The sequence below is a fragment of the Marinobacterium sediminicola genome (assembly GCF_022343685.1).
Taxonomy (GTDB): Bacteria; Pseudomonadota; Gammaproteobacteria; order Pseudomonadales; family Balneatricaceae; genus Marinobacterium; species Marinobacterium sediminicola.
Window position 1 is genome coordinate 1,269,201 of the sequence record NZ_CP092123.1, and the last position, 25,386, is coordinate 1,294,586.

At 55.8% G+C, this 25,386-nt stretch carries 25 protein-coding genes; 11 read left to right on the forward strand and 14 right to left on the reverse strand.

Annotation, left to right across the window (positions count from 1 at the left end; genetic code table 11):
• Positions 1-34 precede the first annotated feature (34 nt).
• Positions 35-628, forward strand: coding sequence for a hypothetical protein (locus LN244_RS05900; RefSeq protein ID WP_239041921.1), 594 nt, complete (start codon positions 35-37; stop codon positions 626-628).
• 37 nt (positions 629-665) lie between these two features.
• On the opposite strand, the gene LN244_RS05905 is transcribed toward LN244_RS05900, so the two are convergent.
• The 4 genes from LN244_RS05905 to LN244_RS05920 all read right to left on the reverse strand — a co-directional run bounded on the left by LN244_RS05905 (position 666) and on the right by LN244_RS05920 (position 4,472).
• A complete protein-coding gene (locus LN244_RS05905) occupies positions 666-2,066 on the reverse strand; it encodes a sigma 54-interacting transcriptional regulator (protein ID WP_239041922.1) in 1,401 nt (466 codons plus the stop codon).
• Between the two features lie 3 nt (positions 2,067-2,069).
• The gene (locus LN244_RS05910) at positions 2,070-2,549 is read right to left on the reverse strand and encodes a hypothetical protein (RefSeq protein WP_239041923.1); all 480 of its coding nucleotides are present in this window, start codon (positions 2,547-2,549) and stop codon (positions 2,070-2,072) included.
• Positions 2,550-2,553: 4 nt separating this feature from the next.
• Positions 2,554-3,972, reverse strand: a complete 1,419-nt coding sequence (locus LN244_RS05915) for a sensor histidine kinase (RefSeq protein WP_239041924.1) — start codon at positions 3,970-3,972, stop codon at positions 2,554-2,556.
• A 293-nt stretch (positions 3,973-4,265) separates the two neighbouring features.
• Positions 4,266-4,472, reverse strand: a complete 207-nt coding sequence (locus tag LN244_RS05920) for a dodecin (RefSeq protein ID WP_239041925.1) — start codon at positions 4,470-4,472, stop codon at positions 4,266-4,268.
• Positions 4,473-4,803: 331 nt separating this feature from the next.
• Here LN244_RS05920 and LN244_RS05925 point away from each other — a divergent pair, with 331 nt between their 5' ends.
• On the forward strand, positions 4,804-5,637 hold the full coding sequence (locus LN244_RS05925; protein WP_239041926.1) for a hypothetical protein: 834 nt from the start codon (positions 4,804-4,806) through the stop codon (positions 5,635-5,637).
• 5 nt (positions 5,638-5,642) lie between these two features.
• On the opposite strand, the gene LN244_RS05930 is transcribed toward LN244_RS05925, so the two are convergent.
• The 3 genes from LN244_RS05930 to LN244_RS05940 all read right to left on the reverse strand — a co-directional run bounded on the left by LN244_RS05930 (position 5,643) and on the right by LN244_RS05940 (position 8,174).
• On the reverse strand, positions 5,643-6,140 hold the full coding sequence (locus tag LN244_RS05930) for a DnaJ domain-containing protein (RefSeq protein ID WP_239041927.1): 498 nt from the start codon (positions 6,138-6,140) through the stop codon (positions 5,643-5,645).
• 51 nt (positions 6,141-6,191) lie between these two features.
• Entirely contained in the window at positions 6,192-7,910 is a 1,719-nt protein-coding gene (locus LN244_RS05935; protein ID WP_239041928.1) for a GNAT family N-acyltransferase, read from the reverse strand.
• 90 nt (positions 7,911-8,000) lie between these two features.
• Positions 8,001-8,174 (reverse strand): hypothetical protein, encoded by a 174-nt coding sequence (locus tag LN244_RS05940; RefSeq protein ID WP_239041929.1) that lies wholly within the window; start codon positions 8,172-8,174, stop codon positions 8,001-8,003.
• A gap of 61 nt (positions 8,175-8,235) precedes the next feature.
• Here LN244_RS05940 and dinB point away from each other — a divergent pair, with 61 nt between their 5' ends.
• Complete coding sequence (dinB, locus tag LN244_RS05945) at positions 8,236-9,330, forward strand: DNA polymerase IV (RefSeq protein WP_239041930.1); 1,095 nt, start codon at positions 8,236-8,238, stop codon at positions 9,328-9,330.
• Here dinB and LN244_RS05950 read toward each other — a convergent pair whose 3' ends face one another.
• On the reverse strand, positions 9,331-9,675 hold the full coding sequence (locus tag LN244_RS05950; RefSeq protein WP_239041931.1) for a HopJ type III effector protein: 345 nt from the start codon (positions 9,673-9,675) through the stop codon (positions 9,331-9,333).
• A 58-nt stretch (positions 9,676-9,733) separates the two neighbouring features.
• Positions 9,734-10,690, reverse strand: a complete 957-nt coding sequence (locus tag LN244_RS05955) for a ketopantoate reductase family protein (RefSeq protein ID WP_239041932.1) — start codon at positions 10,688-10,690, stop codon at positions 9,734-9,736.
• A 106-nt stretch (positions 10,691-10,796) separates the two neighbouring features.
• On the opposite strand from LN244_RS05955, the gene LN244_RS05960 reads away from it, so the two are divergent.
• A complete protein-coding gene (locus LN244_RS05960) occupies positions 10,797-11,117 on the forward strand; it encodes a DUF6482 family protein (protein WP_239041933.1) in 321 nt (106 codons plus the stop codon).
• Positions 11,118-11,225: 108 nt separating this feature from the next.
• Here LN244_RS05960 and LN244_RS05965 read toward each other — a convergent pair whose 3' ends face one another.
• Both LN244_RS05965 and metG read right to left on the reverse strand, forming a co-directional pair.
• Complete coding sequence (locus tag LN244_RS05965; RefSeq protein WP_239041934.1) at positions 11,226-12,197, reverse strand: L-threonylcarbamoyladenylate synthase; 972 nt, start codon at positions 12,195-12,197, stop codon at positions 11,226-11,228.
• A gap of 158 nt (positions 12,198-12,355) precedes the next feature.
• On the reverse strand, positions 12,356-14,398 hold the full coding sequence (gene metG, locus LN244_RS05970; protein ID WP_239041935.1) for a methionine--tRNA ligase: 2,043 nt from the start codon (positions 14,396-14,398) through the stop codon (positions 12,356-12,358).
• Positions 14,399-14,539: 141 nt separating this feature from the next.
• Here metG and trmA point away from each other — a divergent pair, with 141 nt between their 5' ends.
• From trmA to LN244_RS05985, 3 genes are all read left to right on the forward strand, one after another.
• Positions 14,540-15,625, forward strand: coding sequence for a tRNA (uridine(54)-C5)-methyltransferase TrmA (gene trmA / locus LN244_RS05975; protein ID WP_239041936.1), 1,086 nt, complete (start codon positions 14,540-14,542; stop codon positions 15,623-15,625).
• A 19-nt stretch (positions 15,626-15,644) separates the two neighbouring features.
• Positions 15,645-16,088: a DMT family transporter gene (locus tag LN244_RS05980; RefSeq protein WP_239041937.1), complete on the forward strand. Its 444-nt coding sequence runs from the start codon at positions 15,645-15,647 to the stop codon at positions 16,086-16,088.
• Positions 16,089-16,150: 62 nt separating this feature from the next.
• On the forward strand, positions 16,151-16,486 hold the full coding sequence (locus LN244_RS05985) for a hypothetical protein (RefSeq protein WP_239041938.1): 336 nt from the start codon (positions 16,151-16,153) through the stop codon (positions 16,484-16,486).
• Between the two features lie 71 nt (positions 16,487-16,557).
• Here the strand turns inward: LN244_RS05985 and rlmE are convergent, their stop codons facing one another.
• Positions 16,558-17,178, reverse strand: a complete 621-nt coding sequence (gene rlmE / locus LN244_RS05990) for a 23S rRNA (uridine(2552)-2'-O)-methyltransferase RlmE (protein WP_239041939.1) — start codon at positions 17,176-17,178, stop codon at positions 16,558-16,560.
• A gap of 129 nt (positions 17,179-17,307) precedes the next feature.
• Between rlmE and LN244_RS05995 the strand changes: the two genes are divergently transcribed.
• Positions 17,308-18,030, forward strand: a complete 723-nt coding sequence (locus LN244_RS05995) for a TrmH family RNA methyltransferase (protein WP_239041940.1) — start codon at positions 17,308-17,310, stop codon at positions 18,028-18,030.
• Positions 18,014-18,916 (forward strand): DUF1853 family protein, encoded by a 903-nt coding sequence (locus tag LN244_RS06000; protein WP_239042371.1) that lies wholly within the window; start codon positions 18,014-18,016, stop codon positions 18,914-18,916. Before LN244_RS05995 ends, LN244_RS06000 begins: the two co-directional genes overlap by 17 nt.
• On the opposite strand, the gene LN244_RS06005 is transcribed toward LN244_RS06000, so the two are convergent.
• Positions 18,905-20,086, reverse strand: coding sequence for an HD-GYP domain-containing protein (locus tag LN244_RS06005; RefSeq protein ID WP_239041941.1), 1,182 nt, complete (start codon positions 20,084-20,086; stop codon positions 18,905-18,907). The genes LN244_RS06000 and LN244_RS06005 overlap by 12 nt on opposite strands.
• A gap of 212 nt (positions 20,087-20,298) precedes the next feature.
• Between LN244_RS06005 and LN244_RS06010 the strand changes: the two genes are divergently transcribed.
• Positions 20,299-21,462: an efflux RND transporter periplasmic adaptor subunit gene (locus LN244_RS06010; RefSeq protein WP_239041942.1), complete on the forward strand. Its 1,164-nt coding sequence runs from the start codon at positions 20,299-20,301 to the stop codon at positions 21,460-21,462.
• Positions 21,459-24,614: an efflux RND transporter permease subunit gene (locus tag LN244_RS06015; protein WP_239041943.1), complete on the forward strand. Its 3,156-nt coding sequence runs from the start codon at positions 21,459-21,461 to the stop codon at positions 24,612-24,614. The genes LN244_RS06010 and LN244_RS06015 overlap by 4 nt, the downstream gene beginning before the upstream one ends.
• A 131-nt stretch (positions 24,615-24,745) precedes the next feature.
• Here the strand turns inward: LN244_RS06015 and LN244_RS06020 are convergent, their stop codons facing one another.
• The gene (locus LN244_RS06020) at positions 24,746-25,357 is read right to left on the reverse strand and encodes a TetR family transcriptional regulator (protein WP_239041944.1); all 612 of its coding nucleotides are present in this window, start codon (positions 25,355-25,357) and stop codon (positions 24,746-24,748) included.
• Positions 25,358-25,386: the final 29 nt, after the last annotated feature.

A 25,386-nucleotide genomic window follows, 5' to 3' on the forward strand; every position in this document is an offset into this window, starting at 1 on the left:
GCAGATCAATTGAGCAACTGAAGGAAGGTTTTGTATGAAGTTACCGATCATGGGGCTGGCACTGAGCTTGCTGGCGACTCCGGCACTGGCGCAAAAGCCGGAATGGGCCGGGCAGCCCAAGGAAGCTCGAGAAGAGTATAAAAGTCGAGGCGATCATCGCGACGAACGACAGGACTCCGGTTACGAGTATCGGGACAAGAAAGATCGGGATCAGCGTGATGAGCGTTACCGAGACAGGGATGATCGTGACGAAGGCCGCTATCTGCCTTTGAGTGATCGTGAACGTCGCTCTCTCCGCGACTGGATACTTGATGAGCATTATGGGGCAACGTCAAAAGAGGGTAAGTACAAGTCGTTGCCGCCGGGGTTGAGGAAAAAGCTGGAACGGGGTGGAGATTTGCCGCCGGGCTGGCAGGATAAGGTCCGTCGTGGGGAAGTGCTGGATGACGATCTTTATCGTCAGGGCGAGCGCCTGCCGCGTCATTATCTGGAGCGCCTGGGTCATGGCTCTGAAGCCGCGGAGCTGATTATACTGGGTGATCGTATCGTGCGTGTTGCCGAAGGTCGTGGCACGGTGTTGGATGTGATTGAGTTAACCGATAAGGCGCTGGAAATGTTGGGTAACTGAGCGTGTATCTGCTCAGTTACCCCGAAAGGGCTGGCGATTAGCCAGCCTTTCTCTTCTTGTCCACCTGTTTCAGGGCTTCCTGCTGTGCCGCCAGAGCCGCTTTGGCGCTTGCCTTGAACTCTGCCGCTTCAAGATCGTGTTTGTTCAGCAGTTTGTAGAAGTCGGTACGGTTACGCTGTGCAATGCGTGCTGCGTGGGTCACGTTGCCTTCAGTAATCTGCAGCACCTTGATGAGGTAGCGGCGCTCAAAGTCTGCGCGGGCTTCATTGAAAGATGGAATAACGCGTTCCTGATTGGTCAGCGCCTTGGATACCAGTCCTTCCGGAATGATCGGTGATGGGCTCAAGGCAACCACCTGTTCCATCACGTTTTCCAGCTGGCGCACGTTTCCGGGCCAGGCCGCCTGTGCCAGCAGGTGCAGCGCACCCGGCGAGATGCCTCGTACCTTGCGATTATGACGCTGTGCCGCCTGCGACAGGAAGTGACGTGCCAGCAGCGGGATATCTTCCGGGCGCTCTCGCAGTGGCGGAAGTTCAAGGTTAACCACGTTGAGGCGGTAGTAGAGGTCTTCACGGAACTCCTGACTCAACATGGCGGATTCCAGATTGCGATGGGTTGCCGAAATGATTCGGACATCGATCGGCACGCTCTGGGTTGAACCGACAGGGCGGATGGTGCGCTCCTGAAGCGCGCGCAGCAGTTTCACCTGAAGAGTGATCGGCATGTCGCCTATTTCGTCAAGAAACAGGGTTCCGCCCTGAGCGGCACGGAACAGCCCCTCATGCTGATTGACGGCACCGGTAAACGCGCCCTTGGTATGGCCGAAGAGCTCGGACTCAAGCAGCTGTTCAGGCAAAGCGCCACAGTTGATGGCAACGAAAGGCTTATCGCCGCGCGCGCTGGCTTTATGGATCGCCTTGGCGACCAGTTCCTTGCCGCTGCCGCTCGGACCGGTAATCAGTACGCTGACATCAGACGCAGCCACACGCTGTGCCTGGTCAAGAATCTGCTCCATGCGGTCGCTGTGGCTGATGATGCTTGCTCGCCAGCTTTGGTCCAGATTGCGCTGGGAGCTTTTCAGTGCCGCTCGAACTGTATCCAGCAGGTGCTGCTTGTCGATCGGCTTGGACAGAAAACCGAAGACCCCTTTCTGGGTCGCCTCGACGGCCTCGGGAATGGAGCCGTGGGCGGTCATGATGATAACTGGCAGGTCAGGCTGTTCCTGTTGGATGCGAGAGAAAAGCGTAAGGCCGTCCATGCCATCCATTCTCAGGTCAGTCAGAACCAGGTCAAAGCTGTACTGGCGGATCAGGCCCAGTGCTTCTTCACCGCTTTCCGCGCAGCTGATCTCATAACCGGATGCCTGCAGTCGCATTTCCAGCAGCTTAAGTAGTGCGGTATCGTCATCGACCAGTAGGATGTTGGGGGTTGACGTCATCTGTCAGTGCTCCTCACGCTGTCGCGTAATCTGTCGTTCTAAATCTGTTAGTGCGTCTACCTGACGCTGCAATTCGTTTACCTGCTGCTTAAGGCTCTGGTTTTGATCCAGCAGGCCCAACTGCAATTGCAGTTGGCGGGTTCGCAGCCGGATGTACTGACTGGCGGTACAGGAGGAGTTCAGATCGACTGTACTCAAATACTCCAGTGCTCGCTTCAGTTGTTCCTGCGACTGGCCCGGTGTGCTCAGCAAGAGTGCGTGCAAAATCCTTTGCTGTCTTTTTTCGGCGTCAATAAGAAGCCTGCGCTTGGTGTCAAGTGTAGACGAAACATAACGATGTTCAAAATTTAACCATTCAATTACCTGAGCGTCGTCAATGTCACAGGTCTGACTGCCGTCACCAGTCGGGTGAAGAGCAACCTTGTCCAGTAACTGGCAACCTGCCAGAAACATCATCATGGTACCGAGTAATAGCTGTCGCATCGCTTCAGTGTTCCAGAGATGGTAGAAAAAGGCTGAATGCAACCCAGCCGTCACTGTTTCGGCTGACCTTAAGCTTGGCACCCAATGCCGTACTGGCTTGTGACGCTATGCTCAATCCTATGCCTGATCCTTTCAAAGGGCCGCGGCGGCGATTCTTGCCCTGATAAAATGGCTCAAAAAGCTGGGGTATATCCGTTTCCGGAATTTGAGGGCCGGTGTTGGCGACCTCAAGCTCCAGTACAGAGCCTTTTTGACAAGCCGAAATGCATATCGTGCCCCCTTGATCCGAATAATGAACCGCATTCGAAATCAGGTTGGCGACTATGCGTTGTAGCATATGCGCGTCAGTATTCCAGCCGTGGATATTATTAAGTTCCAGCTCAAGCTTCAATTTTTTTTGATCAATTTGAAGCTGGAATGGTGTAATTATACGATCCAACAAAGATTTTAATACAATAGTTTCAATCTGAAGCCTGTGTGGTTGCTGTAAGCGGTTGTAATCTAACAGTTGTTCGATTAACTCTTGCAAGGTAATACTATTTTGTCTGAGTAGGTTGACGATCTCGCTTTGGTTTTTAGTCAGTGGGCCTGCAAGTTCTTCAGATAAAATATCAGCCCCCTCGCGCAGGGTGGTTAATGGTGTTTTCAGCTCATGTGAAATATGTCGTAAAAAACGTGCCTTATCTTCCTCAAGGGCGATCAGCCGCTCGGCAAGCCAGTTCAGCTGCTCATTGACCTGTACCAGCTCCACGGGACCGGAAAGCCTGGGATAACGATTACGCTCACCTTCCCCCAGTGCTCTGATATGTTGAATAAGCTGTTGGACGGGTCGGTTGATTCGGGCGCTGAAAAACAGAATCAGGATCATGGAGACCAGCATCAGAGCCGTGGCTTGCAGTGCCGTGCGCAACTGCTCTGTTTTGACCTGCTGCTCAAGTTCGGTCAGGCGGTAATTGAATGAGCGTCCGATTTCGCGGATCAGGTTCTGGGTCAGCGTGATGAGCTGATCCAGGTCGTCCGGTGTGAAATGGGGTGATGTAACATTCTGTGCCTGTTGGCTGATGTTGTTGAGCAACGTGCCCAACTCCAGCGCTGAAGCCGCCAATGACTCGGGAAGGTTGAGTTGTTTCAGCAAGGTTCGAAAGGATTCAAGCTGCAGCTCCAGGCGGTCAAGCAACTCCGAGCGTTTTACGATCTCGAATTGACGAGCGGCGCGTGTAATGTCTTCAGCCAGAATGCGCAGCTCTTCCGTTTGCTGACTGCTTTGCAGCATCTCTCGAGCCAGGCTTCGGCCCCGTTCAGATTGGTCAACCAGGGCGTTGCCTGATTGGAAAATCAGGATGGCAAGTGGAATGGCAGCCAGAAAAAAAGCCAGTAACACAAGTTGCTTAAGAGAGTGTGTGTGCCATTTCAATCGAATCATTAATGTCTGTTTCTTCAGCCAGTGTGGGCATGATTATTCCATTAAACAGACACTCCGTCAGGCTGAGCCGGCCGAATCAATTGCATGAGAGGGCGGTGTCTGGCTTGCTTGGTATTAGCAAGGAGCGTGCCGTAATTTAAAAAGCATTTATATTCAAAAGGTTATGTGTTTTTAGCGGGGGCCTTGGTGTATTGCGTTAATTATTGTGTCGCCATTGCGCTGACAATAATGAGCGCCATAATAAAAAAACCTTATTGATCAGTGAGTTATGGTGTCTCTATTAAGAGACTTAGTCAGTCGAGACGAAACCCCAATCTGATGACTACCTGATAATGGGCGATCTTGCCGTCACTGATATGTCCGCGCATTTCTTTGACTTCATACCAGTTCATGTGCTGAATGGTTTCAGCTGCCTTGGCAATCGCTTGTCGAATGGCATCATCATGGCTCTCGGTTGAAGAACCGGCAACTTCGACAATTTTATAAATGTGATCACTCACGGTGTTTCTCCTCTGTTCCGGGTGGGCGTATTGAGTCTAGACGAGAAAAAGCTGTCGTGCCGGGAAGACGGTTTTTAGCAGAAATATGGCAGCGTTTTGATTTAGGCGCTGAGCGAGTAAAATACCGCGCAAAATATCGGGTCATATAAACGGGCGTTTAAAATAACGGTGAAGATTAATGCGGTTTAAATGGGTGTCGTTATTTTGCGTCACGTTGTTTGCGTTGATGGCGGGCTGCACGCCCCAGAGCGTCAAGCCTGGCCAAACAGATCAGTTGGTACGGGGAACCTTGAGCAAGGAAGGAGAGGGGTATCGCTTTAGTGCGTGCGGAATGTCGGAGGTTCTTGATGCAGAGCTGGCTTCAGATCTGTTAAAGCGCGAACATCTCGCCCAGAGTGTTGGCGAAGGCTGGCCGGTTTATGTTGAAGCCTTGGGAAATATCGGCAAAGGCTCAGTGGTGTTGGTTCAGCCATTGGTCGTGGGTGGTTCGCTATCGGCTTGTGAATACAACCTGCCCGGAATCGAACTCAGAGCCGTAGCTGAAGATGGCAGCGTTGTTGTTGACCTGCGAGAGCAGCATCTGCGTGTGCAGTATCCGGGCCGTATGCTGCTATTGAGCTTTGATCGTCCCGAGGTAAATCGTATGGCCCTGGAGCGTCGTTGGCAGCAAACCCTGCCTGCTGGTGGGGGGCGCAAGGAGCACGAGTTCTCGCTGAAAGTAGTGCCTGAACCCTGCCGTGGTGCCTCGGGGGCGTGGTATGCGCTTGGCATGAATGCCAAGGTCAATGGTGTCCAATACCGAGGCTGTGCCCGTTTGGGAGATCTGGGGCATTGGCCCTTACGCATCCGCTACGCGACAGCTGACAGCATCACGACACGCAGGCTGAGTGTAAGCTTCGAACGAGACGGCCGGTTTCGTCTTGTCGAGGATTACCTGAACGAGCAGCCGGTGATTGAATATTCGGGGCGTTGGCAAAGGCTCTCCTCCGAACGGGTTAGACTGTTTCCCGATGATCAGCAGTTGGCCCCCATCACCTTTCAAATCGGCACAGGCGGGCATCTCCGGCTCCAGGGTTTTCATCCGGCTTACGGTCGCTCACTGGAGTTGAATCCTGCCGGGCCTGTTTTGCGTGTATCCAGTGGTGAGCTGGATTGGTGGCGCTGACCTGGTTATTCGTCCAGCAGGCAGTCTCGAGCTTCGTTAACACGTGCCGCCAGATAGGCGCTGCCCTGGCGGTCAGGGTGTAATTTCTGGATCAGGTGGCGGTGTGCCCGAATAATATCCTCACGGCTGGCGCCGCTTTTCAGTCCGAGAATGTCCAGTGCCTCGGCTTCCGTCATGCTGCTTCTGTTACCCGCTTTGCGCTGCCTGTGGTTCGTTTTTCCCTGTTGACGTTTCTGTTGTTGAGACTGCCACCAGCGTGCCAGTGTCGGGAAGAAGCGCAGCAACAGGGGCAGGATTTGCTTGAGAAATGGCAGGACCAGGGCGATCAGTGCTCCCAGCCAGTGCATGCGCCCGGTAATCGCCAGATAAAGCAGGCCAATGGTGACCAGCAGCAGTATGATCTTCCAGCTGGCACTGCGGCGCTGGTCAACCGGTTGCGCCTGCCACCAGTACCAGCTGCCCAGTGCAATGATTGCGAAAAGAACCAGTCCGAGAGGGTGCATCCTGTCTCCAGTATTCTATGACAGACAGGTACTTTACCTCAGCGGTCAGAATTAGCCATGGCTGCCGATGTAGCGGTCCCGCTTGCGTGCTTTAACCTTGTGAGTATCTACCAGCACCAGTCCGTCAATACAGTAGTTGAAATCGGCATCAACACCGAAGTCTAAGAAACTGACCCCGCCGGGTTCGCAGAGTTCACTGTACTGTTTGTAAAGGGTAGGCACGGACACACCCAGAAAGTCGAGCTGCTCGCGCAGTCGGCCGAAATCTTCCTTGTAATCCTGACCGCTGAACAGTTGGCGAATGGTGGTTTCTGCATCGCTGTCCAGCTGATAAGGGCTGCGGGATCGTGCCAGCCATGCGGTATCCGGAAAGTAGTGTCGATAAAACCAGACCAACAGGTCGCGGGCACGCTTAGGATAGCTGTTGCTCAGGCTGACCGGACCGAACATGTAACGTACTTCCGGGTGACGGCGCAGATAGGCTCCGATGCCGTACCATAGATAATCCAGAGAGCGTTTACCCCAGTAGCGTGGCTGTACGAAGCTGCGTCCCAGTTCGATGCCTTGCTCAAAAATAGGGCCCATCTGCTCACTGTAGTTGAACAGTGACTCGCTGTAGAGCTGATAATCACCGCTTTGCTCTCGCCGGGCTCCCTCACCGATGCGGTATGCGCCGGCAATTTCGAGATCTTCATCGTCCCAGAGAATCAGGTGGCGGTAGTAGTGGTCATAGCGGTCAAGGTCCCGTTTTTCTCCGGTGCCTTCCCCGACGGTGCGGAAAGCGACTTCACGCAGGCGACCGATTTCCTGCATCACCACCGAATCGGGATGATAGTCGAACAGGTAGATCTTCTTGCCGTCTGAGGTTTCGCCCAGCAGTTCTGCCTGCTTGAGTTCCTGCTTGAGTGCCTGTCGCTCCTGGGGGTGAGCAATGGTCTTTTCTGTCAGAAACAGGGGCGGTTTGTTGCGTGCTATGCGGTACAGATGTTTCTTAAGCAGCTTGGCCTTGTCTCGGTTAGAAACCGGCAGGGCGTCCAGTTGATTGAAGGCGATCGGTTCACCAATACGCACCGGCAGAGTAACCGAATGCTTGTTGAACATCTCACGGGCCAGCATCAGTGTGGACATCGACTTGTTGATGTAGGAAAGCCCGTAAAAAAGAGGAGAATTTTTGCCGCCCAGATAGACCGGTAGAATGGGTGCGTTGGCCTTGCGGGCGAAATGGAGAAAGCCGCTGTTCCATTTGCCATCCTTGATACCTGTGAAGCCTGCCCGGGACACCTCGCCGGCCGGGAACACGATCACGGCCTCATCATTCTGCAAGGCTTCAGTGATGCGTGCAATGTTGGCCTTGCGGGTGCTTTTGCCCAGATTGTCGACCGGCAGAAACAGGTTTTGCAACGCATTGAAGTTCATCAGGACGTCATTGGCAATGATGCGGACATCACGGCGAACCTCGCCTACCAGTTTGAGCAGTGCCAGACCATCCAGTGCTCCGAGCGGGTGGTTGGCAATGATCACCACGCGTCCCGAAGACGGAATGTTCATCCGCTCCTTGTGACTGACGGTGTAACTGAAGTTGAAGTAGTCCAGGACCTCGTCGATGAACTCGAAGCCGCGGCTGCCTTTATGGGTTTCCAGAAAGCGATTGATCTCCTGCTCACGTACCAGGCGTCGCAGGCAGAATAGGGTAGAGCGGCGGACGGGAGCGGGCTTGTGCGCAAAGGCGGGGTATTTATTGACCAGTACCTGTTCTACATCGATTTGCATGTTCAGTCACCTCTATCAACTGAGGCCATACACTATGGCGATCAGGTGACACTTGGGTGACTGAAAAATGACCGGCCGATGACAGTGCTGTCAGTCTTCCAGGCTTTTCTGCCAGGGGTCCTTGTCTGCCTTGCGGCGTCCGCGGCTTTTACGGCGATCCGGGTTGCCAGGCTCGAATCGTATTTCCTGACGTCGGTCAGTGCTCTGGCGTCTGTCCGGGGCTTTGCGGCGCTCACGACCATTCCATTCTTGTTCTTCTGACATCAGCTTGCTCCAGGGCGAGTTTCGTGAGTGAATGTATACACTGTATAACAGAAGTGCCCCGATGAAACCTGCAAACCCGGCTCCTGATGCCCCTGTTTCTGCTCGAAAAATTATTCATCTTGACTGTGACTGCTTTTTCGCGGCTGTCGAAATGCTGGAGCACCCCGAATGGCGGGAGATCCCCTTAGCCGTTGGTGGAGCTGCCGAGCGGCGAGGCGTGATTGCAACCTGTAACTATCCGGCACGCGAGTATGGCATCCATTCGGCCATGTCCAGTGCGCGTGCCTTGCAGCTATGCCCTCAACTCAAATTGGTGTCCGGCAACATGGCTCGCTATCGCGAGATAGCAGACCGGATTTTTGCCATCTATCGTCGTTTTACCGATCTGATCGAACCGGTTTCGATTGACGAAGCCTACCTGGATGTGTCGAACAGCCCCTTGTGTGGCGGCAGCGCAACACGTATAGCGGAGGCGATCAGGCAGCAGGTGCGTGATGAAACGGGCATCACGGTGTCGGCAGGTGTGGCGCAAAACAAGTTTCTCGCCAAGGTGGCCAGTGACTGGAACAAGCCTGACGGGCTGTGCGTGATAACGCCCGATAAGCAAAGCGAATTTGTGGCTCAGTTGCCGGTAAAAAAAATTCCCGGTGTGGGGCCTCGCACTCAAGAAAAGCTCATGGGGCTGGGGGTTGGAACCTGCGCCGAGTTGCAGTCCGTGTCACTGATGGAGTTGCAGAACCATTTTGGCCGTTTCGGTGAACGCCTCTGGCAACTGGCGCGGGGGGAGGACTCACGCGAGGTCCGTACCCACCGTGAACGCAAGTCGGTGAGCGTAGAGCATACGTTCAGTCAGGACCTGCCCGATCTGGCCAGTTGTCTGGATCAGCTTGACCCCTTGTTGGAAGACCTTGAGCGGCGTTATGAGCGCCACCGAGACGCCAGGCAAGTCCTTGGGGTGGTGGTCAAGGTCAAGTTCAGTGATTTCACTCAGACCACTGCCGAATGCCGCGCAGAGCAGCCGCACAAGGGTCTGTACGCATCGTTGATTGAAGAGGCCTGGTACCGAGGTGCGCGACCCGTGCGCCTCCTGGGCGTCGGTTATCGTCTGGGACCAAGAGAAGGTGAGGCGGAAGCCGAGCAGCTTCCGCTGTTCTGATCAGTCAGCCTTGCGCTGCAGTGGCTGACCCTCGAACTGGATGCCATCCCAACCGGAACGCATGAAATTGCGGATATTGGCGTGATCGCTGCCTTCCGGTGTGGCCAGAACGTCACGGTAAAAACGTCCGAAGCAGGCCAGTGTCTGTTCCTGGTTCAGCTGCATCAGCTGACCGAAGCCGAAAATCTTGCAGGAACCTTCGTTCTGGCCCGCTTCGTTGAAAACCTCGCCATTGTTGAATGCGCAGGGCGTGTAATCGAAGTGCTCATTGATCACGGCTTGGGTATCTTCGAAGTCCAGGTTGGCGTCCTGGCCGATTTGAGCAGCAAAGGCTTCCGGTGTCATCTCGTGTCCTCTTCAGAATATCGGGTCTGATTTTCAGTTTGGGATAGTGGGGCGGCCATTATGCCGTCAGTGGCCGCCACTGCACAGGGCGAATGTCCAGCTGCAACAGGCGTTCGACCAGTTCGGTATTGGGTGCGGATTCCCCGAGTTGGCGACAACGGCGAATCACGGCACCGCTGATATCATCGAGTTCCAGTGGGCGTCCCTTCTCCCGATCGACCAGCATCGAAGTCTTGATCGCATCAAACTGGCTGATCAGGGCGAACATCTCGTCGACATCACTCGGTGTCAGTTCTACATCGTCAGCGCGAGCGGCAAGGGCGGTTTCCTGCATCATGGCATACACCGTCTTGCCCAGGGCCGGGTCTGCTGTCAGCGAGCGGGTATCCAGACCGGTCAGCGCGCTGAGCGGGTTGACGCCATTGTTGATCAGCAACTTTTTCCAAAGCTCATAACGGATATTGTTCGTAATGCGGGTGGGAATCTGGGCGGCATTCAGGGTGTCGGACAGGCTATCCAATGCCGGAACGCTCTCCTTGACCTGAGGCCAACGGCCCATCACAACCTGAGCGGGTCCTTTGGCTTCGATGTGGCCAGGCGCAATGATGTGCCCACCAATCCGAACCGCCAGACCGCCGAGGGTACGTTCTTCGCCAATCACCGCAGCGATCAGGGGTTCGTTATCGACACCGTTTTGCAGCGAGAGTACGGGGGTCTCGGCCTGTTTCAGCCAGTGACCGCACTCGGACAGCCAGTCGGAGGTTGCGCCTGACTTGAGCGCCAGCATGACCAGATCGTAATCGGCACAGTTGTGCCGGTTTAACAGTTCATCCATGGACAGCGCTTCAACAGAGGCTTTGAAGTGCAGAGCTTCATGCTCAACCGAGAGTCCTTGCTGCTTCATGGCTTCCAAGTGGGCGCCGCGAGCAATGAAGGTTACTTCATGGCCCGCATCGAGCAGACGTGCACCGTAATAACAGCCGATCCCTCCGGCTCCGATAATCAGAAACTTCATGCTGTACCTCCTTCAAGCGGGACGGTTGTTTTTACCTTAAATGTCACGGCAGTTAAACCGTATCGGATGGGAGCGCGTAAATGCATTAATGCAACAGGAGGCGCAGATGAAAATTTCCATCACTGAGGTCAAAAAGCAGTTTGGTCAAATCGAACGACTCGTGCTTCGGGCTTTCGAAAGCAGCATGTACCTGGTTCAGGTGCAGCTGGCTCATCGAGAAGAGTTGCTGAATGTATGTGATGACCAGGGGGCGATCATGCGTTTTACCAGTCAGCTGGAAGCCAAGCTTCCCTTCAAGGGGCTGGGTATCGAGCAGACGGTGCTGATACACGAGAGCCCCTACAATGAGATGATCGGTATGCCCGCAGGTGCCAAACCGGAACCACTGGAAGTCAAACTGGCCAATCCGGATCAGGACTATTCCTGAGCTCCGTGCTCTGAGGCAAAGGGCGAGTGATTGAATGGGTCAACACTGCCGGCTGAAAACTGCACAATCTTTGTCTGTGATCGCTTGAGCCGGGCTCTTGATGGAGTGTCAGCAGGCAGACGCTCGCGTTAGTCGGTCCCGGATGTCAGCCCAGGCGGCGTCTTCCGGGGGCATTTCGACCAAAAGCGTTTGCGTGCCCGAACAGTCCAGCTCATAAAGGGAGGCATACAGCGCCTGGCGGTAGCCCTGATGGTCAGCAGGCATCCGCTTGAGTTGCTTACCCGGTAATGTCTCCTGAGCGGTCGAATACACCAGTGCAATACAGTCTGGCCCAGCTGCCGCCAGTCTGGTCGCCAGTTCTTCCGTGGGGCAAAGGATAACGCGGGCATCGGGCTGATAATGGACTTTTTTATTGCCGGAGACAGAGTGCTCATGTGTTTCGGGGGTTCTGACGGGTACGGTCAGGTAGGGTTGTAGCTGTTCGGCAGCAATGGGGCCGCAGCGCAGAATTTCGGCGTCCTGATCGCCGACTTTCAATATGGTGGACTCAGTACCCACGCCACAGGGTCCGCCGTCCAGAACCGCTGCAATCCTGCCATCCAGGCCTGCCATCACCTGATCGGCACTGGTCGGGCTGAGCTTCTGGTACAGGTTGGCAGAAGGGGCTGCAACTGCCAGGTTGAATGTCCGCAGCAGCGGCAACAGAACCGGATGGTCAGGTACCCGGATACCAATCGTTGGCAAACCGCCGGTAATCGCATCCGATACATTGGGGTGGCGTTCAAACAGCAGTGTGAGCGGTCCAGGCCAGAAAGCTTCAGCCAGCGGCTTCACCCATTCCGGCACCGTTTTCACCCAGTGTGACAGCTGCTCTGCCGAGGCAATATGGGTGATCAATGGGTGATCCGTCGGGCGTCCCTTGGCCGCAAAAATCTTCCTGACCGCATCCGGATTGGTTGCGTCCGCCGCAAGGCCGTAAACCGTCTCGGTCGGGACGGCCACCAGCTCACCAGCACGCAGCAGTTCGCCGGCGCGTTTGAGGTGCTCAGGATTATGGGCATCAAGTCGCTCTGTTTTCATACCTCGGTCTCGGTTCGGGCTGCTCTTCAGTGCTCGCGATCATAAAGTGCACTCATGCTTCCCTCAAGCTGTCATTTGCATTTTGGGCATTTGAGGGGGCAAAGACAGAAAAAGCCGGCGCATGGCCGGCTCTCATTCTCAGTCAGGTAGGCGCTGTGTTACTTGATACGCATGCCCGGCTGAGCGCCTTCGTGCGGCTCCAGAATCCACAGGTCCTTACCACCTGGTCCGGCAGCCAGCACCATGCCTTCGGACATGCCGAACTTCATCTTGCGCGGCGCCAGGTTGGCAACCATCACGGTCAGCTTGCCTTCCAGGTCTTCAGGCTTGTACGCAGACTTGATGCCGGCGAACACATTGCGGGTTTCACCGCCCAGATCCAGTGTCAGGCGCAGCAGCTTGTCGGCACCTTCTACATGCTCGGCCTTGGCTATTTTGGCGACACGCAGGTCCACTTTAGCGAAGTCAGGGAATTCGATGGTGTCGGCGATCGGTTCCTTGCTCAGCTCGGTTTCGGCTACAGGCTGGGATGACTGCACCTGAGGCTGTGCCTGAAGGCTCTGTTTGGAGTCTTCGATCAACTCTTCGATCACTTTCTCGTCCACGCGCTGCATCAGTGGCTTGAACTTGTTGATCTGGTGTCCCAGCAAAGGTTCCTTGACGGCATCCCATGCCAGCGTGTCGATGTTGAGGAACTCACAGGCTTTTTCGGCCACTTCCGGCAACACGGGGGCCAGGTAGCTGATGATGACGCGGAACAGGTTGATGCCCATGGTGCAGCTGGCTTGCACTTCGGCTTCTTTGCCTTCCTGCTTGGCCATAACCCAGGGCTCGGCCGCATCGATGTACTGGTTGGCCTTGTCAGCAAGGTGCATGATCTCGCGCATGGCACGGCCATACTCGCGCTTCTCGTAGGCATCAGCGACGACCTCACCGAGGGCAACAGCCTCCTGATAGAGGGCTTCGTTGGCCAGTGTGCTGTCCAGCATGCCGTCGAATTTCTTCTTGATGAAGCCCGCGCAACGGCTGGCAATGTTGACCACCTTGTTGACCAGGTCAGCATTGACGCGCAGGCGGAAGTCATCCAGGCTCAGGTCGATATCGTCGATGCCGGAACCCAGCTTGGCTGCGAAGTAATAACGCAGGTATTCCGGCTGCAAGTGCTTCAGGTAGGTCTCGGCCATGATGAAGGTGCCGCGAGACTTGGACATCTTCTGGCCGTTGACGGTCAGGAAACCGTGGCAAAAAACGCCGGTCGGTGTCCGGAAGCCTGCACCTTCCAGCTCGGCTGGCCAGAACAGGGTATGGAAGTAGGCGATGTCCTTGCCGATGAAATGGTACAGCTCGGCATCGGAGTCCTTGTTCCAGTACTCGTCGAAGTCGACGCCATTCTTGTCGCACCAGTTCTTGAAGCTGGCCATGTAGCCGATCGGGGCGTCCATCCAGACGTAAAAGTACTTGCCCGGAGCGTCTGGAATCTCGAAGCCCCAGTAGGGAGCATCGCGGGAAATGTCCCACTCCTGGAGACCAGACTCGAACCACTCGTTGAGTTTGTGGATCATCTGGCTCTGTACATGCTCGTTGACCCAGCTGCGCAGGAACTCTTCGAAGTCACCCAGCTTGAAGAAGAAGTGTTCGGACTCCTTCTCGATCGGAGTGGCACCGGAGATGGCAGAGTAGGCGTTCTTCAGTTCGGTGGGCTGGTAGGTTGCTCCGCAGGCCTCACAGGAGTCGCCATACTGATCTTTGGCGCCACACTTGGGGCACTCACCCTTGATGAAGCGGTCCGGCAGGAACATGTTCTTCACCGGATCGTAGGCCTGGGTGATGGTGCGGCGGGTAATGTGGCCGGCATCGCGCAGACGCTCATAAATCAGCGCAGAGAAGTGGCGATTCTCTTCGGAATGGGTGGAGTAGTAGTTGTCAAAGTTGACCATGAAGCCGGCGAAGTCGCGCTGGTGCTCGGCGCTGACCTGGTCGATCAGTTCCTGCGGGCTTTTGCCCATCTGATCGGCCTTGAGCATGATCGGCGTACCGTGGGCGTCGTCGGCACAGACGTAGGTGCAGTTGTGGCCGCGCTGCTTCTGGAAACGAACCCAGATATCGGTCTGGATATACTCAACCAAATGGCCCAGATGAATGGGGCCGTTGGCGTAGGGCAGGGCACTGGTAACGAGAATCTTGCGCTTGCTGTCGGACATCGTTGGCTCTGAGTCGGTTAAAAAGTAAAGGGCATCATTCTACGCCTGATTGATCGCCGAATGAAGGCTGCTGGCGCCTGTGCTAAAATCCGCCGCCCAAATGGATTCTTCCGATTGATTTAAAGTACACAGAGGTAGCCGATGGCCCTTCCCCGCGTGGAGCCTGAACAGTACGACGCCTTGTTGGCGGTCAAGAAAGCCCGTATCGAAGCGCAGTTCGCCGAGTTCGATCTGCCCGAAATCGAAGTGTTCACTTCGCAGCCGGAGCACTATCGCCTGCGCGCCGAGTTTCGTACCTGGCACGAAGGAGATGACCTCTATTACGTCATGTTTGACGGCGATAAGCGTACTCCGGTACGTCTGGATAGCTGTCCGATGGTGTCCGAGCGGATCCACGACATGATGTTCAAGTTGCTGGACGTCATTCGACCCGACCCGGTGTTGCGGTTCAAGCTGTTTCAGGTCGACTTCCTCAGCACCCTGTCCGGAGAGTTGCTGGTCAGCTTGCTGTATCACCGTCAGTTGGATGACGAGTGGATCGAGCGGGTGAAGCCGCTGCGCGAGCAGTTCAATATCGACATCATCGGTCGTGCCCGAAAGCAGAAAATCCTGCTGGATCGAGACTTTGTCGTGGAAGAGCTGAATATCAATGGCCGTCCTTACCGCTACCAGCAAACCGAGAACGGTTTCACTCAGCCCAACGGTCATGTCTGCGAAAAGATGATCGAGTGGGCAATTGATTCCACCGCGCATGCCGGCGGTGATCTGGTTGAGTTCTACTGCGGTAACGGCAACTTTACGCTACCGCTGGCGCAGAATTTCCGCCGTGTAGTGGCCACCGAGATATCCAAGGTTTCGGTCCGATCCGCCGAGTGGAATATCCAGGAAAATGGCATCGACAATATCGACGTGTTGCGTATGCCGTCTGAAGACCTGTCGCTGATCCTCAAGGGTGAAAAGACCAGCCGCAAGGTGCAGGGGCTGGCGCTGGAAGAGTGCGACTTTACCACCGTGCTGGTTGATCCGCCGCGCTGTGGGCTGGATGAGCACACCGTCGAGCAGATCTGTGAATATCCGCATATTCTTTACATTTCCTGCAATCCGGAAACACTGCACGACAATCTCAAGCAGATCAGCAAGACCCACAAGGTGGAACGCTTCGCGATCTTCGATCAGTTCCCGTATACCGATCACCTGGAGTGCGGTGTCTACCTGACCCGCCGATAAACCGATGAAAGGAGGCTCAATGCTCTACTTCTGGTTGGCGCTGGCTTTTGTAGCCGGGATGATGATGCCGATGCAGGCGGGAGTAAACAGCACGCTGGCACTGCACAGCAATGGTGCGCTTTGGGCCTCCTGGATCTCCTTTGCCGTAGGTACGGCGGCACTGTTCGGTGTGGTGCTGGCGATGCGCTACAACTGGCCGATTGCGACCGAGCTCAGGCAGGCGCCCTGGTGGGCCTGGACCGGTGGTTTCATGGGGGCCTTGTTTGTAGCGACGGGGGCCTTTCTGGCACCGCGCATCGGAGCGGCCACCATGGTGGCGCTCTTGGTGGCCGGACAACTGATCATGTCGGTGATTCTTGATCACATCGGCTGGGCGACCTTTCCGCAACACGAGATCAATCTCGGTCGCATTCTGGGTGTGCTCTGTCTTATCGCCGGCGTGGTGTTGATTCGGATGTATTGAGGCATAATTTCCCTGCCGCTGCGCTTCTGATGCAGGATTACTTGTCAACAAGGAAAGATACGATGAAAAAAATGCGTTTGCTGCTGATCTCCATGCTTGCCCTGATTCTGGTGGGCTGTGGTCATGGCTTTGAAGGTACTTATAAGGTCGAAGTGTCCAGCGTGGGGGTTAACTTGAGTGAGTTGATGCCGAATAACCGTATCGTGATTGGTGGTGACTATCTTGAGTCGGACGGTGAGCGAACTGGAATGGACAAGATTTTCGTGCGCGAGAGCGGTGGCAGTCGTTACCTGGTGTTCAAGGACAAAAACAAGGAAGAGGCCTGGAAGATCATTGATGATAAAACTCTGGAAAAAGGTAGCGGTTTTGCCAAGGTGCGAATGAGTCGTATCGATTGATGGTTTTGGGCTGCTTCTGTCAAAAATGCCGCAGTATCACTGCGGCATTTTTGTCTCTGAGGTCTATGGGGCTAGCCCTTGAATCCCTTGCCGACGACGTAGACTTCACGGGAGCGGGCGCGAGAGGCTTCGGGCTTGCGGATCAGGACCGTATCGAAGTGCTCACGTACCTGTTTGACGAACTCCTCGTAACCTTCGCCCTGAAACGCCTTGGCAACAAATGAACCCTTGGGCTTGAGTACCTGTTGGGCCATGTCCAGTGCCAACTCGATCAAGTAGATAGAGCCCGCCTGATCCGCTGCCGCCACACCGCTGAGGTTTGGGGCCATATCGGAGATGACAACGTCGACAGGTCGACCGTCAATGACGCTCATGATCTCGTCAAAGACGCTCTCCTCGGTAAAGTCACCCTGAATGAAGTCCACATCCGGCAGGGCGTCCATCGGCAGGATGTCGGAGGCGATCACTTTGCCTTTCTCTCCAACAAGCTGGGAAGCAATCTGTGACCAGCCGCCCGGTGCAGAGCCCAGATCAATGACCAGCATGCCGGGCTTGATCAGCTTGTCCTTCTCGTTCAGTGCCAGCAGCTTGTAACTGGCACGGGAACGGTATCCGTCCTTCTGGGCCTGTTTGACGAAGGGATCGTTGACATGCTCATTGAGCCAGCGGGCACTGCTTTTGGAACGGGCCATAGTGTGCAAAAACCATCATTGTGACTGAGCTGCATATTGTACGTGTCGGCAGGTGCGCGCGCCAAGGGCCGACTGACTTCCCCGGGGGGCAAGGCTATAATGCCGGGCTTAAACAGGGGCGAGGCAGGCATGAAACTGGATCTGATCAAAAAGCTGCAGCAGAAAAAATACCGTACCGAGACAGGCTGCTGCCTGGTGGAGGGCGAGCATCTGGTGCTGGAACTGCAGAAGGCTGCGGCTAGCCAGCCGAGTCTCAAGGCCGCCGAGCTCTATCTGACCGAGCAGTATGCTAACTGGCAGACCGAGCTGAAGGTTCATGAAGTCACCGGCAAGCAGATGAGCGCGATCAGTGCGACCAAAAGCCCTCAGGGAATTGTCGCGGTACTGCCGATGGGGGCTATTCGCACTGAGTCCGCCCGAGACGAAGTTGCACTCTATCTGCACGAGATTCAGGACCCGGGTAATCTGGGCACCATCCTGCGAACGTTGGCCTGGTTCGGTGGTTATCGTTGCCTGCTCAGTCCCGGCAGTGTCGATCCGTTCAACCCCAAGGTGATTCGGGCCAGCATGGGCGCGATTTTTCATGTGCCGCTGGAGCTCGACGTGCCGTTGGAGAGTTTGGGGGAGCGCTTCAGTCGAATCGGCTGTCTCGATATGGAGGGTGAACCGCTCAGCGCCGATGCATTCAAGGCATGTGACTGTTACCTGTTCGGCAACGAGGCGCGTGGTGTGCCCCGTGACCAGCTTGACCGTCTGAATGCCCGTGCGTTCACGATTCCCGGCGTGGGACTGATCGAATCGCTCAATCTGGGTACGGCCGTCAGTCTCAGTGTCTATGAACGCCAGCGCTGACATCTGCGCTTTCCGGCAGCCTGTCATTCGACACCTGGCCTGGCTTTGTCAGGCCCGCCAGTTGTACCGTGGGGCTTTGAGTTTTGATCCGCAGGAGTGGTTGCCGGGTGACTACCTGCAGCGGCTCACCCAGTGGGATCAATATCCCGAGTCCATGCCGTTGTCGCTGCAGCAACCGGCGTCTCCACGTTTGGGGCTCTATTTTGAACAGCTCTATGCCGCTGTGTTGACGGAGCTGCTCGGCTGGACGCTGATAGCGCGCAATGTGCAGATTCGCGATCAGCAGCGTACTCTGGGTGAGCTGGATTTTCTGGTGCTGAACCCGCACACGAATGAGGTGGAGCATCACGAAATAGCCATCAAGTTCTATCTTGGTCATGTTGGTGAAGAGACAGGGAGTGCGCGCTGGTATGGTCCCAACAGCCGTGATCGCCTGGACCTCAAGACGAGTCGGCTGTTGCAACACCAGGCCCAACTGGCAGCACAGCCGGCTGCCGAGCCTGTGCTGAAATCGATGGGACTGCAAAGGCCCCCCGTGCCTCGCATTTTCATGCCGGGTTATCTGTTCTACCCCGATACTGAAACACTCCAGACTCCCGAGCAGGTTGATCCCGGGCATGAACGTGGGCGCTGGCGTTATGCAAGCCAGGCAGCCTTATCGAGCGGAGATGATTGGGTGGTGCTGCAAAAGCCGCACTGGTTGGCCTGTTGGCGACAGTCTGAGGTGCCGCCTGAAGATGGATTGCAGCAAGCTGCGATGGGCGTGATACAGAGTGGCAGGGCATGTCTGTTGGCACACTTGAGCCAGACTCCCTGTGGTTGGGTCGAGACTGAGCGGATGTTTCTGGTGCCTGACAGCTGGCCGGGCGTACCCTCAAGCGGCTGATGGAATCGGCGTCATCTCAGGCCATATATGCCCCAGCATGGCAATCAACTCGGCGTGATCCTGAATGCACAGGATCGACTTGATCTCGCTGCTGTCTTCAAGAGTCATTGATCTGGGTTCGTTGAGTCTTTTCCCCTGAGGGCCGGTAATGACGGCCAGCGTGGGTTGGTTCAGGTTGTCGCCACGGCCGGTAATCAGGGCCAATTCGCCGCGTGTCAGCCTCACCAGTGTTCCGGGTGAGAATACTCCCATTACGTCAATGAAAAGGCGCGCAAGGGTCGCGTCGATGGTGTTGCCTCTCTGCTGGAATATTTCGCGTAATGCATCGCGTGGCAAAACCTGATCGCGGTAGGCGCGAGGACGAATCATCGCCGAGTAAGAATCGGTAATCGCAAGCAAGCGTGCATCACGGCAGATGGCGTCGCCGCACAAGCCTGCAGGGTAGCCACTGCCGTCAATGCGTTCGTGGTGCTGCAGGATCGGCAGCAGCCATCGAGGTTCGGTGACGCCTTTCTGTTTCAGCAGGTCGTGGGCTCTCTGCGGGTGCTCGTTGATGATGCGGCGTTGCTCATCGCTGAGTGGAGAAGACTGTTCGAAAAGCGCCTGCTGAATATCGTACATCCCAAGGTCATGCGTGAGGGCGGCAGCGACTACTGGAAAGCGCTCAAGGGGGCCTTGCCCCATTCTGCAGGACGCGACTTCACACATCAGGGCTGCGTGCAGAGGGTGTACCAGTCCGTGTGGTGCTTCAACAATCAGCTGCATGGTGCCGAGCATGGCGTCCGGGTTTTCTTCGCACACGCCTTGAATATCAAATACCAGCTGCATGATCCGACGAATAAACGCGCTGTTTGCCTCGCTCTGGTTTCGTAATTCGAAGGCTGCATTAAGGCGTTCCAGCAACGTATGCACAATGACGAAAGTGCTGACTTTAAGGGCGTCATCCTTAGCGGGTTTTGAGGCTGCCAGAGGGGCGGGGTTTACCTGTTTGTAGTAGTGGGCCTGAATGTTGAGCAGGCTTTCGATCTGCTTTTCGCTGCAGATAAGGGTGCCTTCCGTCAACAACAGTGTTCCCTGGGGGCTGTATAGCGACCAAGGCAAGCGCGTCCCGACCTGCAGCTCAAGGCCGGTCAGGGTTCGTTTGATGGTAGTCGTTTCCGTAGAGATCATTAAGCGTCCAGATTGCCAAAGTGTCACCCTTAAGGGTCAAACAGAATCGCTGAAGCGGGAAGGGGTTGCATTGCTTCAGGTCAGGGTCCAATGCTGTAAGCGGGATGCAGGAGCCCGGTGCTACGGGATTAATTGAATACTGGTCTAATTTACATCCATACATGTATGAATGTAAAATTTGACTTTGCTTTCCAATCATCAGGATTTATTAGATGAAAACCTTAGCTACTCAAGGGCGCGTATTCTTTTTGGCCTGCATGTCGATTGTGCTGGTGGCATGTGGTGATGAAGCCAACACTGCGACCGCAGGTGCTCGGCCGTTGCCGCCAGTGACGACGGATGTCTCTCGTATCGAGCGTCGTGATATCACACTGGACAAAACCTATTCCTCCCTGCTGCGCAGTGATAATGAAGTCACGCTGGTTGCTCGGGTGACCGGTACCCTGGAATCGCGCCAGTTTGAGCAGGGTGATCAGGTCAGCAAGGGGCAGTTGCTCTACACCATTGAGCCTGAACATTACGAAGCTCAGGTCAAACAGCGTGATGCTGACCTGCAGAGTGCGCGAGCCGAGCTGGCGCGTGCGGGGCGTGATGCAGAGCGCTACGCGTCGCTGCTCAAGCGCAACTCGGTCAGCCGCCAGCAGTATGACCAGGCGCTGGCCGAACAGCAGGTAGCAAGGGCGCGTGTTGCTCAAGCTGAAGCAGCGCTTGCCAGTGCGCGCATCGACCTGGGCTATACCCGGGTAACGGCGCCGGTGGATGGCAGAATTGGCCTGAGTCAGGTGAATCTGGGTAATTTGGTCAATCCCGGTACCGAGCTGGTCACCGTGACCCCACTGGACCCGTTGGAAGTGCGTTTTCAGGTGCCTTTGAAGGATGCTCTGGAGCTGCGCAGCCAGCTGGAACTGGATGAGCACAACCAGGTGCGTGCCAGTCTGGAGATCAGTGGCGTTGGTGGTCAGCCGGCAACTCGCCTGCAGGGTACGCTGGACTTTCTCGATGTGCGTGTGGATCAGCGCACCAGTACCGTTCAGGCGTCAGCAACCTTTTCCAACCCGGATGCTCAGGTGCTGCCAGGACAGTTTGCCCGGGTCAGTATTGAAGGCCTGATGCGCTACAACGTGATAGCGGTGCCTGAAATTGCGGTGACTCAGGGGCTCATGGGGCCTCAGGTGTTCGTGGTTGACGCAGAAGGCAAGGCAAGGGCGCGCAGTGTTGAGCTGGGTGAGCTGGCAGGGGATCTGCAGATCATCATTAAAGGGCTTGAGTCGGGCGACACTGTCGTCACAGGAGACCCCTCCGGTATCAAGCCGGGTACGCCAATCAAACCGAATGCGGTTGACGTTTCGGCTGGCCGAGAGGGCAGCGGCGCATGAGTTTCTCCAACTTCTTCATCCGTCGACCGATTTTCGCAACGGTAATCGCGATTATTCTGACTCTGGTCGGCATTGTCAGCTTGCGTGTGCTGCCGATCGAGCAGTATCCCAGTGTTGTGCCCCCAAGTGTATCGGTTAAGGCGCGTTTCCCGGGTGCCAATGCTGAAACCGTCGCACAGACGGTGGCAGCCCCGCTGGCAGAGGCAATCAACGGCGTCGAAAACATGTTGTATATGACCTCGACCAGCGCCGACAACGGTCTAATGAACCTTGAAGTGGCCTTCGATATTGGCACGAACGGTGATACCAACACTATTAACGTGAACAACCGTGTACAGGGCGCGTTGTCGAAGCTGCCCGAAGCCGTTCAGGCACAGGGGGTTACCGTTGAACTGCGTTCCAGCTCCATTCTGGTACTGATGGCGTTGATTTCGCCGGAAGGTGATTACGACAACATCTACATGCAGAACTATGCCACCCTCAATGTTCTTGATGAGCTGCGCCAGCTGCCGGGTGTCGGTGCGGCCGAGGTGCTGGGGGGCGGCGAGTTTGCCATGCGTGTCTGGATGGATCCTGAAAAGCTGGCGCAATACGACCTGACGCCGACTGAAGTGGCGCGAGCCATTCGTGCGCAGAACACGGAAGTACCGGCAGGCAGTTTGGCCGGAACTCCGCAGAGCGATCCCCGTGCCTACACCTATACGGTCACCGCCGGTGGGCGCTTGTCCAGTGCTGATGATTTTCGCAATATTTTCCTGAGAACCAATGCGGACGGTTCTGCGCTGCTGCTGAAGGATGTGGCCCGCATCGAACTGGGGGCGTCTTTCTACGGGATCGATGCCCGTCTCGACAGCGCCAGTATGACCCCGATCGTCATCAACCAGCAGCCGGGAGCGAATGCCCTCGAAACCGCGGATGCGGTCAAGCGCAAGATGGCTGAGCTGGCCGATCGCTTCCCGCCGGGGCTGGAGTTTGTTGTCCCCTATGACACCACACTGTTTATCACTGAGTCGGTCGATACTGTGGTGAAGACCTTCATTGAGGCCTTCCTGATTGTGGGTGTCATTCTGTATGTGTTTCTGCAGAACTGGCGTTTTACCGTAATCGCCATGTCGGTGGTGCCCGTGTCGGTGGTTGCGACCTTTGCCGGCTTCTATCTGTTCGATTTCTCGCTCAACCTGCTAACGCTGTTTGCCTTGGTACTGTCGATAGGCATCGTCGTGGATGACGCCATTCTGGTGGTTGAGAATGTTGAGCGTGTGCTGGGTGATGATCCCAATATCAGTGTGCGAGAAGCTACAGTCAGAGCCATGAAAGAAGTGGGTGGCCCGGTCATCGCAACCTCGCTGATCATGGCCGCCGTCTTTATCCCGGTGGCGTTTCTCGGTGGCTTTACGGGTCAGATCTATAAACAGTTTGCCCTCACCGTCGCCATATCGGTCGGTTTCTCGGCACTGATGGCGCTGACATTTACACCGGCGTTGTCGGCGGTGTTCATCAAGCATCACAAGTCGGGCAACAAGGCAAATGGCTTCCTGCGTGCCCTTCATGCACCTTTGCGGCTGTTTGATCAGGGCTTTAATGTTGTTACCGAATTCTATACTCGGCTCGTCGATATTCTGGTGCGTCGCTGGGTTTTGGCATTGCTGTTGACGGCAGGATTCAGCGCAGGCTCCTGGTGGATGTACCAGAGCACGCCAACGACGCTGGTGCCCCAGACCGATCAAGGGATCATTCTGGCCAGCATCTCGTTGCCTGATGCCGCTTCGCTGGATCGGACCAGTCGTTATATGGATGCAGTCAGTCAGCAGATCCAGGCGATTCCGGGTGTGGCGCATGTGGCTGCGGTTGCGGGCTACGATATTTTGAGCAGCGCCGTGAACAATGCGCGAGGCATCATGTTCATCAGTCTGGTGCCCTGGGAACAGCGTGACTTGACCGTGGATCAGCTCATCGGGCAGGTCATGCAGATAGGAGCGAAAACACCTGGAGGCAGTGCCATGGCGTTCAATATGCCGCCAATTCGTGGGCTGTCGACGACCGGTGGCTTTACCGGCTATCTGCAGTCCTATGCCGGCGCTTCCTCGGAAGAACTCTACATGGCGTCACTGAAAGTGATGCAGGCTGCCAACCAGCACCCGGCCCTGAATCGTGTATTCACGACATTCAACGTCAACGTGCCATCCTATCGCGCCAATATCGATCGCCAGAAGGCGTTGAGTTACGGCGTGGCTTTGGAAGACCTGAACGCCACCTTGTCGAATACTTTGGGCAATGGCTTCGTCAATTTCTTCAGTTACCAGAACCGAAACTTCCAGGTCTATCTGCAGAATGAGGATGAGTATCGTCAGAAGCCGGATGACCTCAACACCATTTTCGTGCGCAGCAATAGCGGAGAACGCATTCCGCTGTCCGAGTTCGTGACCCTCGAACGCCAGACGGGGCCAGCGGTCGTATCGCGCTTTGGGGTTTATCTTGGGGCGCAGTTCCAGGGTGGTCCGGCACAGGGGTACAGCTCGGGTCAGGCAATAGCCGCCATGGAGGAAGTGGTTCAGCAGACACTCGGTGATGACTGGGGAATGGGCTGGACAGGGACTGCCTATCAGGAAACCACACTGGGGAATACCGCATCACTGGCTGTTGGCTTTGGCATTCTGATGATGTTCCTGATCCTTGCCGCTCAGTATGAGAGCTGGTCCTTGCCGCTGGCGGTACTGACGGCTACGCCTTTTGCCTTCTTCGGTGCCATCAGCGGTATCATGATGCGAGGCCTCGAAGTGAGTGTCTATGTGGAGATCGGTGTGCTGGTGGTAGTGGGGCTGGCGGCGAAGAATGCCATCCTGATCGTCGAGTTTGCTGAGCTGCAACGTCGCGAGATGGGTAAGTCGATACGGGAAGCCGCGGTAACGGCCGCGAAGTTGCGATTCCGGCCGATCGTGATGACATCGCTGGCGTTTATTCTGGGAACGTTGCCGCTGGCATTGGCCACCGGAGCCAGTGACACCAGCAGCCATCACATCGGGACTGCAGTCTCGGTCGGAATGGCGTCAGTGGCGATCATTGGCAGCTGCTTAATACCCACCTTCTACGCCATGATTGCATCGGTTTCCGACTGGATCAGTCGCAGGCGGGGTGTGGTGGAAGCGCATTGACGCGCAGAGCTTTTCAAGGGCCGGTGAATCATCGGCCCTTTTTCGTTGTATCTCGAATGCTTTCTGGCTTTAGTAGAGGGAAAGGCTGGCTGTTATTGGATATGCAGGAAGGCTGCACCAATGGCAGCAGATCAGCCGCTCCTTAGCAGACTCAGCAGGTCTTCAATCATGATGGTGCCGCGAGCTTCGAGGGAGTAGCGCTCAGGATGGCGAAGCCAGGCGTAGAACAGGCCCGAAAGGGTCGCATGGAACAGATCTGCCGCGGCTTCCGGTGACAGAGTGGTCAGCTGTTGGCGCTCGGCGGCAAGCTGGAAGTACTTCAGCAGAACCTGAGAGATGTCGCCAGAGATCTCTTCCTGCATCGCTTGAGGGTCGATGTCGCTGAAAAATTCACAACGGTACATAAGGATAAAGTGCACACGTTTGTTACGCGGCAGCTCTGCTCTGGCAAAGCCTTTGATGCAGGCCTGACGAATCGCTTCCAGTGGACAGCTGTCGGCAATCGCAGAATCGACTTCATCGAACAGGTATTGAAAGGGCAGGTGGACACGGTCAAGCATGGCATGGAAAAGATCAGCCTTGTTCTTGAAGTGCCAGTAGACAGCGCCGCGTGTCATGCCGGCATGTCGGGCGATCTGCTCCAGCGAGGTGCGCGCCACACCGTGCTCCATGAACATCTCTTCGGCCGCATCAATCAGTGCTTCACGGGTTGCGGCGGCTTCAGCCTTGGTGCGTCGTGCCATTGGTTAAGAGCCCTTAGAACTTCTGCAAA

Coding starts and splice junctions, on each gene's coding strand:
- LN244_RS06000 (WP_239042371.1), top strand. CDS start 18,014: ATGAACGCCAGCGCTGACATCTGCGCTTTCCGGCAGCCTGTCATTCGA.
- LN244_RS05915 (WP_239041924.1), bottom strand. CDS start 3,972: ATGATTCGATTGAAATGGCACACACACTCTCTTAAGCAACTTGTGTTA.
- rlmE (WP_239041939.1), bottom strand. CDS start 17,178: ATGGCCCGTTCCAAAAGCAGTGCCCGCTGGCTCAATGAGCATGTCAAC.
- LN244_RS05930 (WP_239041927.1), bottom strand. CDS start 6,140: ATGCACCCTCTCGGACTGGTTCTTTTCGCAATCATTGCACTGGGCAGC.
- LN244_RS05980 (WP_239041937.1), top strand. CDS start 15,645: ATGCTCTACTTCTGGTTGGCGCTGGCTTTTGTAGCCGGGATGATGATG.
- LN244_RS05935 (WP_239041928.1), bottom strand. CDS start 7,910: ATGCAAATCGATGTAGAACAGGTACTGGTCAATAAATACCCCGCCTTT.
- LN244_RS06015 (WP_239041943.1), top strand. CDS start 21,459: ATGAGTTTCTCCAACTTCTTCATCCGTCGACCGATTTTCGCAACGGTA.
- LN244_RS06005 (WP_239041941.1), bottom strand. CDS start 20,086: ATGATCTCTACGGAAACGACTACCATCAAACGAACCCTGACCGGCCTT.
- LN244_RS06010 (WP_239041942.1), top strand. CDS start 20,299: ATGAAAACCTTAGCTACTCAAGGGCGCGTATTCTTTTTGGCCTGCATG.
- LN244_RS06020 (WP_239041944.1), bottom strand. CDS start 25,357: ATGGCACGACGCACCAAGGCTGAAGCCGCCGCAACCCGTGAAGCACTG.
- LN244_RS05955 (WP_239041932.1), bottom strand. CDS start 10,690: ATGAAGTTTCTGATTATCGGAGCCGGAGGGATCGGCTGTTATTACGGT.
- LN244_RS05940 (WP_239041929.1), bottom strand. CDS start 8,174: ATGTCAGAAGAACAAGAATGGAATGGTCGTGAGCGCCGCAAAGCCCCG.
- LN244_RS05905 (WP_239041922.1), bottom strand. CDS start 2,066: ATGACGTCAACCCCCAACATCCTACTGGTCGATGACGATACCGCACTA.
- LN244_RS05950 (WP_239041931.1), bottom strand. CDS start 9,675: ATGACACCGGAAGCCTTTGCTGCTCAAATCGGCCAGGACGCCAACCTG.
- dinB (WP_239041930.1), top strand. CDS start 8,236: ATGAAACCTGCAAACCCGGCTCCTGATGCCCCTGTTTCTGCTCGAAAA.
- LN244_RS05995 (WP_239041940.1), top strand. CDS start 17,308: ATGAAACTGGATCTGATCAAAAAGCTGCAGCAGAAAAAATACCGTACC.
- LN244_RS05900 (WP_239041921.1), top strand. CDS start 35: ATGAAGTTACCGATCATGGGGCTGGCACTGAGCTTGCTGGCGACTCCG.
- trmA (WP_239041936.1), top strand. CDS start 14,540: ATGGCCCTTCCCCGCGTGGAGCCTGAACAGTACGACGCCTTGTTGGCG.
- metG (WP_239041935.1), bottom strand. CDS start 14,398: ATGTCCGACAGCAAGCGCAAGATTCTCGTTACCAGTGCCCTGCCCTAC.
- LN244_RS05985 (WP_239041938.1), top strand. CDS start 16,151: ATGAAAAAAATGCGTTTGCTGCTGATCTCCATGCTTGCCCTGATTCTG.
- LN244_RS05910 (WP_239041923.1), bottom strand. CDS start 2,549: ATGCGACAGCTATTACTCGGTACCATGATGATGTTTCTGGCAGGTTGC.
- LN244_RS05960 (WP_239041933.1), top strand. CDS start 10,797: ATGAAAATTTCCATCACTGAGGTCAAAAAGCAGTTTGGTCAAATCGAA.
- LN244_RS05925 (WP_239041926.1), top strand. CDS start 4,804: ATGTCGGAGGTTCTTGATGCAGAGCTGGCTTCAGATCTGTTAAAGCGC.
- LN244_RS05965 (WP_239041934.1), bottom strand. CDS start 12,197: ATGAAAACAGAGCGACTTGATGCCCATAATCCTGAGCACCTCAAACGC.